We start from the raw sequence: 8,910 nt of genomic DNA, 5'->3' as shown, positions 1-8,910 counted from the left end.
CGCTCGTAAAGGCGATCCAGTCGTATTGGGGCAAACGCTTGACGGCCGCATCGAGCCCCTTCCAACTCGACGGCGGGCGGATCTCGATGGTGGGCATCTCGAGGACTTCCGCCCCCTGCTCATCGAGAAGGCGCGAGAGCTCGCTCGCCTGGTTGCGCGAGCGCGTCACCACGATCCGCCGGCCCATCAAGGGCTTGTTCTCGAACCAGCCCAGGCGGCCGCTCAAGGACACGATCCCGCCCACAACGATCACCGTCGGCGGCTTGATTCCCTTCGCCTTCGCCGCCTCGACGATCGTCGACAGCGTCCCCGTCGCCTTTTTCTGCCGGGGCAGGGTCCCCCATTCGACGATCGCGGCGGGCGTCGAGGGGGATTTTCCCCCTTCGATCAAATGTTGCGCGATCTTCGGCAGGTTCGCCCAACCCATGAGAAACACGAGGCTGGGAATCCCCGCCAGCGCCCGCCAATCTGGCGCCGAAGGCCCCTCGTCGTCCTGTTCGTGTCCCGACACGATCGCGACCGCGGATCCGAAATTCCGGTGCGTCACGGGGATCCCCGCGTAGGCCGGGACGGCGATCGCGGAGGTCACGCCCGGCACGACCTCGAAAGGAATCCCCGCGCCCGCGAGCGCCTCCGCCTCCTCGCCCCCGCGCCCGAAGACGAACGGATCGCCCCCCTTGAGACGCACGACGGTCCTTCCGCGCCGGGCCTCGGCGACCAGGAGGGCGTTGATCTCGTCCTGTTTCTTGCTGTGACTCGAGCCCTTCTTGCCGACGTAGACGCGCCTGGCCTTGGGAGGGGCGAGATCCAGGAATTTGGGGTTGGCGAGGTAGTCGTAGACGACGACGTCCGCCTTTTGAAGACAGGCGACGGCCTTGACGGTGATGAGGCCGGGATCGCCGGGACCGGCGCCGACGAGATAAACGATTCCTATTTTGCCTTGCACGCCCTGAGGATCTCCCGCCCGCCGTGCCCAAGCAATTGTTTCGCCAGGCCGTCCCCGAGGGCCACGGACTCGCGGATATTCCCCTCCATCCGGTCGCGGATCAGCTCCCGTCCGTCCGGCGAGGCGATCATTCCGGTGATCTTCAGGTTCTGACCGTGCACCTCGGCGAAGGCCGCGATCGGCGCGTGGCAATCCCCTTCCACGCCCTTCATGAAGGACCGCTCCGCCTGGATCGCGATCATCGTCTCCTGGTCGTTGAGCGGATCCAACAGCCGCCTCACGGCCTCGTCGTCCTCCCGGATCTCGAGCGCGATCACGCCTTGTCCGACGGCCGGGAGCATGAGCGTCGTCGGCAGGTACTCCGTGATCTTCGCGACCATCCCGAGCCGGGTCATTCCGGCCGCCGCCAGGACGATCGCCCCCAACTGCCCCGCTTGCATCTTCTTCAGCCGCGTCTCGATGTTTCCGCGCAAGGGCACGATTTCAAAGTCGGGCCGGAAATTCTTGAGCTGCGCCTTCCGGCGCAGGGAGCTGGTCCCGACCTTGGCCTTCTTCGGGAGCTGAAGGAGGGAGCCGTATTTTTTCGAGAGGAAGACGTCGCGGGGGTCCTCGCGCTTCAGGACGGCCGTGAGCATCAGTCCCGGGGGCAAGACGGCCGGGACGTCCTTGAGACTGTGAACGCCCACATGCACCTTGCGGGCCAGAAGCTGGTCCTCAATCTCTTTCAAAAACAGCGCCTTGCCCCCGATCTCCGTCAGGGGCGTTGAGGTCACCTTGTCGCCGGTGGTCTTGATCACCTTGATCGTGACCGAAAGGTCCCGGTACTCGTCCTCCAGGAGCTTCTTGACGTGATTGGCTTGCCATAAGGCCAGACGACTGCCCCGGCTTCCGAGTATGATTTTGCGCTTGGCTGGCATGGGGTCCCCGTAAAAAGGTAACATAGGACCTTGCTAAGTCAAGGAAAGTATTAGGTTTTATGTAATCCTTGATCTTTCGGACGCAGTCGCTTACGGAAGGACCCCACAATCCATGCCCCAAGTCCTTATTAATCAAAAGGGTTTTCAAAGGGTCCGCGCCGGGCACCCCTGGGTCTTCCGGTCGGACGTGGTCCTGAAAGACCCCCTGCCCGAACCCGGGTCCGTGGTCTCGGTCCTGGGGCCCGGGGAAAAGTTCCTGGGGCAGGCCTTTTGCAACCCGCGCTCCCAAATCACCCTTCGGATGGTGAGCCGGTCCCGTGAACCCCTGGACGGGGAGTTCTGGAGCAAACGGATCGCGGCCTCCATCGCCCGGCGGGGTTCGCCGCCACCGAACGGCGGAGTCCGGCTGATCCACGGGGAGTCGGACGGCATGCCCTCCGTCATCCTCGACCGTTACGGAGACGTGCTGGTCTTTCAGACCCTCTCCGCGGGCGCCGACCGGTTCAAAGAGACGTTCGTCGATCTCTTTCAAAAACTCCTCCAGCCGGCCGCCATCGTGGAGAGGAACGATCCGCCGGTCAGAGACCTGGAAGGGCTGGTGCGGCAAAAGGGGATCGTGGCGGGAAATCTCCCCCTTCCCGTCTTGATCCAGGAGGGGGGCTTCGCTTTTTCCGTCGATCCCCTCGAGGGTCAAAAGACGGGGCTTTTTCTGGACCAGGCGGAGAATCACCTGGCCGCCGCCCGGTACGCGCGCGGTCGCGTGCTCGACCTTTTTTCCTACCAGGGGGGCTTCGCGCTGGCCGCGTCGCAACACGCCGAAGAAGTCCTGGCCGTCGACAGCTCCGCCCCGGCCCTCGCGGCCCTGCAGGACAATCTGTCCCGGAACGGCGTCAAGAACGTGACGTCGTGGGAGGCCAACGGCTTTGACTTCTTGCGCGAGTGCGACGAGCGCGGGGAGAAATTCGACGCCGTCCTCTTGGATCCGCCGCCGTTCGTCCGGGACAGGCGGAACGTGGGGGGCGCCGTGCGCGGCTACAAGGAGATCAACCTGCGCGCGATGAAGATCCTCAAGCCCGGCGGGGTCCTCGTGACCTGCTCGTGCTCGCAGAACTTCACGCCGGAGATGTTCGAAGACACCCTCCGGGAGGCCTCCCGCGACACGCGGCGGGAGGTTCAGATCCTGGAACGCCGCGGGGCCGCGCCGGATCACCCGGTGTTGCTCACGTTCCCGGAGTCGAATTATTTGCAGTGCTGGATCTTGAGGATTCTATGAAGAAAGGTTTGGTCGTCGAAGGCGGGGGAATGCGCGGGGCCCATACGTGCGGGGCCCTCATGGCCTTGGCCGAAAAGGGGCACGCGGAGTTCGACGTCGTCGCCGCCTCCTCCGCCGGGGCGTGCACGGCCGCCTACCTGGTCAGCCGGCAATTCGATGTCTTTCCCGTCATTTGGACCCAATACCTCCATGACGGACGATTCTTCGACCTCAAGCGCCTTCCGACGAGGCGTTCGGTCATGGATCTGGATTTCCTGGTCCATCGCGTCTTCAAGGTGCTCAACCCGCTCGACCTCGAGGCGATTCGAACCTCGCCCACCCAGTTCTTCATCGTCTCGACGGATTGCGAGACGGGCGAGCCCAAATACTTCGACGCGCACACGGACCCGATCCTGAACGCCCTCAAGGCCTCGGCCGCCATGCCCATCGCCTACCGGCACCCGGTGGTCGTCGACGGGCGCACCTACATCGACGGCGGCGTGACCGATCCCATCCCCATCCAAAAGGCGCTCGATGCCGGCTGCGACGACATCACCGTCCTTCTGACGCGTCCGGAGGGCTACCGCAAAAAAATCCCCCTCGTGAACATTCTGCCGCGCCTCTACGCCCGAAAATACCCGCGGCTCGCCGAGGCCTTCATGCGCCGCTTCGAAGCCTACAACCGCGCCGTCGAACTCATCGAATCCGGCCGCCTCCCCGCCCGCCTGACGATCATCCGCCCCCAGACGAAACTCCCCACCACCCGCCTGACGACAAGCCTTCCCAAGATTCAGGCGGCCATCCGCAGGGGTTTTGAGGACGCCCTTCAGGCGTTGGCTGCAAGTCCTTGAATTGACTTGGGTTCCGCACTCGCGTAAAATGCCCCTAGATATGAAAGAACTCCTTGAAGATTCCGAGATTTCCCACCCATTGAACGAGGCACTTCTCAAGGAGGCCGAGGAGATCAAGGCCGATCGAAAGATGGTCAAGGACCGCCTGGACAAGCTCGAAGAGACCCGCTCCTCGGTCAGCGAGTCCGTCTTCCAGAAGGTGAGGGCCGATTACGCCGGAAAGATGAACCGGACCACCGAACGGCTGGTCGCCCTCAAGAAGGACCTGGAGGCCGAGGAACGGAAGGTCCTCGAGAAGAAACTCCTGGTCGAGTCGAATCTCAAGCTCCACGCCGAGAAGATCGAAGAAGCCACCCTCCGCCACGCCCTGGGGGAGTTCACGGCGGACGAGCACAACGAGATCCGGCGCCGGGAAGAGAAGGAGATCGACCGCCTGGAGGCCGCCGTGAAGACCCTGGCCGAGGGGTTGGAGCGACACCGCGGTATTTTCGCCGGGGAAGACCTGCCGCCGGCGGCCGCGCCCAAGCCGGAAAAACCGCCCGAAAGGCCGTCGGAGAAGCCGGTGGAAAAACCTAAGCCCGCCGCGACGCCCAGCGCCGCGGCCTCGCGCGCCGCCCCATCGGCGCCCGCGGCGCCCCAGCCGCCGGAGCACACGCCCTCACCCACCATCCGCGAATCGTCGGCGCCCAAGCAATTCGCCTCGCTCACCAATCCGGCCATCGAGAGCACGGCCAAGATCCGCCTGGAAGAGCGCCAGACGGGCACGGTCACCGCGGTGGACCGGGCGGCGGGATCGCGCAAGTCCTCCGAACTCGCGGTCCTGGAAAACGGCAAGGTGATCCAGACGGTCGTCCTCGACCACAACGTCTACATCGGCCGCTCGCCATCGAACGACGTCGTCCTGAAGGAACCCAAGGTCTCCCGCAAACACGCGGAGATCCAGAACGTGAACGGAAAATACGTCCTGCTCGATCTGGAGTCCTCGAACGGCACGTTCGTGGGGGGCAAGAAGATCGCGGAGTACACGCTCCAGCCGAACGACGAGATCGTGATCGGGAACACGAAGATGGTCTTCAAGGGCTGAGTCCACGCAGGGCCTATTTTGTGAATAATTGACCCAAGGTCCGAAAACCCCTAAAATGGCGCGATGACCCTGCCGCAAACCCTGTCGGGGATGACGTGCGAGCGTCTTCTGGGATCGGGCGGCATGGGTTCCGTCTATCTCGCCCACACCCCCGACGGCGAGGCGGTGGCGGCGAAGGTCCTCAAATCTTCTTCCCCGTATTTTCGTTCGATCCTCGAGTGGGAGGTGAAACTTCTCTCCCGGCTTCAGCACCCCGGACTCGTTCGCGTCATCGGGTATTCGGGACGCCCGGGATTTTCGCAAGGCGGCGAATCGCCCTGCCTTTGGATGGAGTACGTGGACGGCCAAACCGTCGCCGCCGCCGCGGAGGGCGCCCCGGTTCCGCAAACCGTCGGATGGCTGGAGCAGGCCCTCGACGCCCTCGACTACCTTCACGGGCAGGGCATCATCCACGGCGATCTCAAACCCGAGAACATCTTGATCGACCGGAGCGGGCGCCTCAAGTTGGTGGACTTTGGCCTCGCCACACTGGCAAGGCTCGCGCCGTCCCCGGAGGGCGGCGCGATCGGCGGAACGATCCGCTACCTGGCCCCTGAAGCCATGGAAGGACAGGCGCGGGCCGCGAGCGATCTCTTTTCGATCGGGACCGTCTTTTTCGAGGCGCTGGCCGGACGACATCCCCGCAAAGAGGCCGGGTCGCTCGCCGCGCTCTATGCGCCCCCCGAGAAAAAACTCGCCGAACTCAATCCGTCCGTCCCGTCGCGCGTGGCGCGCGTGATCGACCGGATGATCGAGGCGGATCGAACGGCCCGTTTCAAATCCGCGGCCGACGCCCGAAATGCGATCCGGCGCGACGTCCGTGAATCGCGAAGATCGAAAGAGCGGATCACATCCCTCCACACGTACGCGCTCTTCGGCCGCGAAAAGGAATGGGCGTCCCTTCTCGGTTTTCTCGGGGAGAATCGCGAAAAGCCGGGTCTCGTCCTGATCCGCGGCCGGGCGGGGACCGGCAAGTCCCGCCTCGTGCACGAACTCTTCTTTCATCTGGCCCTGCAGGGGACCCGGGCGTCCCTTCATCCTCCGGAATCGGACCTCCCCGTCCTCACGGGGCGCGAGGCCGTCGAGATCATCACCTCCGCCGAGGCCATGGACGATTCGCACTGGAAGGAAATCTACCGCTTTCTCCATCAGCCTCTCCGCGAGATCAAAACCGCCGTCCTCGAGATCAACGAGGATCTACTGCCGCCGGAGCGGGCCCCTCTCGTCTCCTCCCTCCGGGAACGCCGCGACGTTCTCGACATCGCCCTCGGTCCGCTCGGCTGGGAAGCGTCGTGCCGATTCATGGCCTCCGTTCTCCGCACCGAAGCGCCCGAACCCCTGCGGCGCCGCGTCTTTGACTGGACGGAAGGCAATCCCCTGCTGCTGACGGAGGCCTGCCGGGAGATCCTCGAATCCGGCACGCTGCCCATGAACCTTCCGAAATCCCATGAAGACATTTTCAAAAAAAGGCTGGCCGCCCTCACCGCCGACGACCGCACTCTGGCCGCGCTTCTGGCCTCCTCGTACGGCGGAGCCACGGAGGAGGATTTATCGCGCCTGACGGGGAGAACTCCCGGAGCCGTTCGGACCTCTCTGGCGCGGCTCGGGGACGCCGGCATCCGCCCCTCCCATCCCCGATTGGCCCGTTTGATCTTGGACTCGCTCGGTTCCGTCGAGCGCGAGCAACTTCATCGAAGCTGGCTGAGGCTTCTGGCGTCCCGGAAAGAACCGGCGCCCGACGAGATCATCGCGCTGGCCCATCACGCCCTGGAAGTTCCTCGCACACGACGCTCCGCGGAATGGGTCCTGAAGGCGGGCGACCTCCTGCGCGCCCGCGGCCGCGAGGCCCTGGCCGTTCCGCTCTATGAAAAATGCATCGAGACGTCGGAGGACCCGTCCCGGCGCGAGGACCTGCTCCGAAACCTCGCGAACGCCTACGGCCGGCTCGGCCGTTTCGCCGAATCGGCCGCCACGGTCGAACGATGGTTCCGCGAATATCCCGACGACGAGATGGGGCTTAACCGCGTCAAATACGGCTGCTCCACCGGAACCTCCTACAAGAATCTCGGACGTTCCGAAGAAGCCCGGCGCCGCCTGGAAGAATGCCTCGAAGCGGGCCGGGCCGGGGATCCCCATCACCGGCCTTATCTGGCGCGGGCGCAATCGCTCCTGGGCGGACTGGACCTGGACGCCGGCGAGCCCGATGCGGCGGAACGGCGGTTCGAAAAGGCGCTCACGCTCCTGCCCGAAGTGACCGAGCAGAGGGCGGAGGTCTACAAACTCCAGGCCGTCGCCGCCTCCAAGAGGGGCGATTGGGACCGCGCCCGGGAGAGACTCGATGCCGCGCGAAACCTCTACCGGGAACTCGATTATCCAAGAGGCCTGTTTTCCGTCGCCGTGGAAGAGGGCAACCTCGCCTACCGCATGGACCGATGGGACCGGGCGGAGTCGGCCTACCGCGAAGCGATGCAAATCGCCTCTCAAGCGGAGGACGAAGGGGGGCTCGCGCGGGTCCACCAGAACCTCGGCATGGCGGCCCTCCGGTCCGGACGTTTCGCCGCCGCCCTGGACGTGCTCGCGCGCGCGGGAGAGCTCCTGGTCTTCTTTGGAACGCCGCACGAAAAGACGCTCAATCTGCTGGAGAGGGCGCTCGCCGAGGCTTCCGTGGCAAACTTTGCCGAAGCGAGGAGGCTTCTCGATCGAGGTCGCCGGGAAGCCCCGCTTCCCGGCGACCTCCAGGAAAGGGCCGCCGAGATCGCCTATTTGCTCGATGCTTGGGAAAACGGCGCCGCCCAGACGCCGTGCCCGCCTTCCCTCCTTCAGGCCACGGCGGACGGGGACTGGGAAGTCCGATGGGCCCGGTTGTGGCAACAGGGCTCGCCGGAGGCGAGAGAGGAACTGCGCCGCATGATCCGCGGGGCGCATGAGCAACTGCCCGATCCCCTCAAGATCGGATTCGAGGAGCGCGCCGACTACAAAAGCTTGTTTGAGGAAACGCACGAAGACTCACGGACGATCAAGGAGACCCACACCATGGATGCTTTCGAAAAACTTCACGACATCACGAGGGACCTCTTGGGTTCGGAACGGATGGACGACGTCTTGAACCGGATCATGGACACGGCCATGAGCCTCTCGGGGGCCGAGCGGGGTTTCTTGGTCATGAAGGCGGCAGACACCGGAGGCGCGGCCTCCCCCATACCGGGCTTCGAGATCCGTCTGGCCCGCAACGTTTCGAAGGCGCTCGTGGAGGCCGAGGACGCCTCCTTAAGCCTTTCGGCTGTCCGCGAGGCGATGAAGACCTGCGAGTCGCTGGTCACCGACAACGCTTTGCAGGATAAACGCTTCGCGGGCTCGGACAGCGTGCATCAGTTGGAGCTCAAATCGATCTTGGCCCTCCCCCTCAAGACGGCCGAAGGCGTCGTCGGCGCGCTCTATCTCGATCACCGGTACGCCGCGGGCATTTTCCGGGGAGCCGACCTCAAGCTCCTTCAGATGTTCGCCGACCAGGCGTCCCTGGCCGTCCAGAAGGCGAAGCTGATCGAACAATTGAGGGCCTCCAACCAGACCCTCTCGCGGACGGTCGACGAACAGACCGACGAACTCGCCAATCTCAGGCGCGAGGTCGACGGCCAGCGGGACAAGCTCTCCTACGAGTACCGGGAGATCGTCGGGCGCTCGCCCAAGATGCAGGAGGTCTTGTCACTCGTCGACCGTCTGATCGACTCCTCCATTCCCGTCTGGGTCTTCGGCGAATCGGGAACCGGGAAGGAGATGATCGCGCGCGCCCTCCACTTCAAGGGGCCGCGCCGGAAGAAACC

At 64.6% G+C, this 8,910-nt stretch carries 6 protein-coding genes; 4 read left to right on the top strand and 2 right to left on the bottom strand.

Annotated elements, in window-relative coordinates:
* Together cobA and hemC are read right to left on the bottom strand one after the other, a co-directional pair.
* Positions 1-946: uroporphyrinogen-III C-methyltransferase (gene cobA, locus VLJ37_02330; GenBank protein HSA58507.1), on the bottom strand; the 946-nt coding region annotated here is incomplete at its 3' end.
* Positions 931-1,863: a hydroxymethylbilane synthase gene (gene hemC / locus VLJ37_02325; protein HSA58506.1), complete on the bottom strand. Its 933-nt coding sequence runs from the start codon at positions 1,861-1,863 to the stop codon at positions 931-933. The genes hemC and cobA, both read right to left, overlap by 16 nt.
* Before the next feature lie 112 nt (positions 1,864-1,975).
* Between hemC and VLJ37_02320 the strand changes: the two genes are divergently transcribed.
* From VLJ37_02320 to VLJ37_02305, 4 genes are all read left to right on the top strand, one after another.
* Positions 1,976-3,136, top strand: a complete 1,161-nt coding sequence (locus VLJ37_02320) for a class I SAM-dependent rRNA methyltransferase (GenBank protein HSA58505.1) — start codon at positions 1,976-1,978, stop codon at positions 3,134-3,136.
* Positions 3,133-3,966: a patatin family protein gene (locus VLJ37_02315; GenBank protein ID HSA58504.1), complete on the top strand. Its 834-nt coding sequence runs from the start codon at positions 3,133-3,135 to the stop codon at positions 3,964-3,966. The genes VLJ37_02320 and VLJ37_02315 overlap by 4 nt, the downstream gene beginning before the upstream one ends.
* 40 nt (positions 3,967-4,006) lie before the next feature.
* Positions 4,007-5,050, top strand: coding sequence for an FHA domain-containing protein (locus VLJ37_02310; GenBank protein HSA58503.1), 1,044 nt, complete (start codon positions 4,007-4,009; stop codon positions 5,048-5,050).
* A gap of 63 nt (positions 5,051-5,113) precedes the next feature.
* The coding region (locus tag VLJ37_02305; protein HSA58502.1) for a tetratricopeptide repeat protein at positions 5,114-8,910 on the top strand (3,797 nt) is incomplete at its 3' end.

This window comes from bacterium (genome assembly GCA_035454885.1).
Taxonomy (GTDB): Bacteria; UBA10199; UBA10199; order JACPAL01.
Note: the sequence above shows the minus strand (reverse complement) of the source record. Positions and strands in the feature narration are given on the sequence as shown.

Bases quoted from the DNA above. Each gene is read 5' to 3' on its own strand.
- hemC (HSA58506.1), bottom strand. From the start codon at position 1,863: ATGCCAGCCAAGCGCAAAATCATACTCGGAAGCCGGGGCAGTCGTCTG.
- VLJ37_02320 (HSA58505.1), top strand. From the start codon at position 1,976: ATGCCCCAAGTCCTTATTAATCAAAAGGGTTTTCAAAGGGTCCGCGCC.
- VLJ37_02315 (HSA58504.1), top strand. From the start codon at position 3,133: ATGAAGAAAGGTTTGGTCGTCGAAGGCGGGGGAATGCGCGGGGCCCAT.
- VLJ37_02310 (HSA58503.1), top strand. From the start codon at position 4,007: ATGAAAGAACTCCTTGAAGATTCCGAGATTTCCCACCCATTGAACGAG.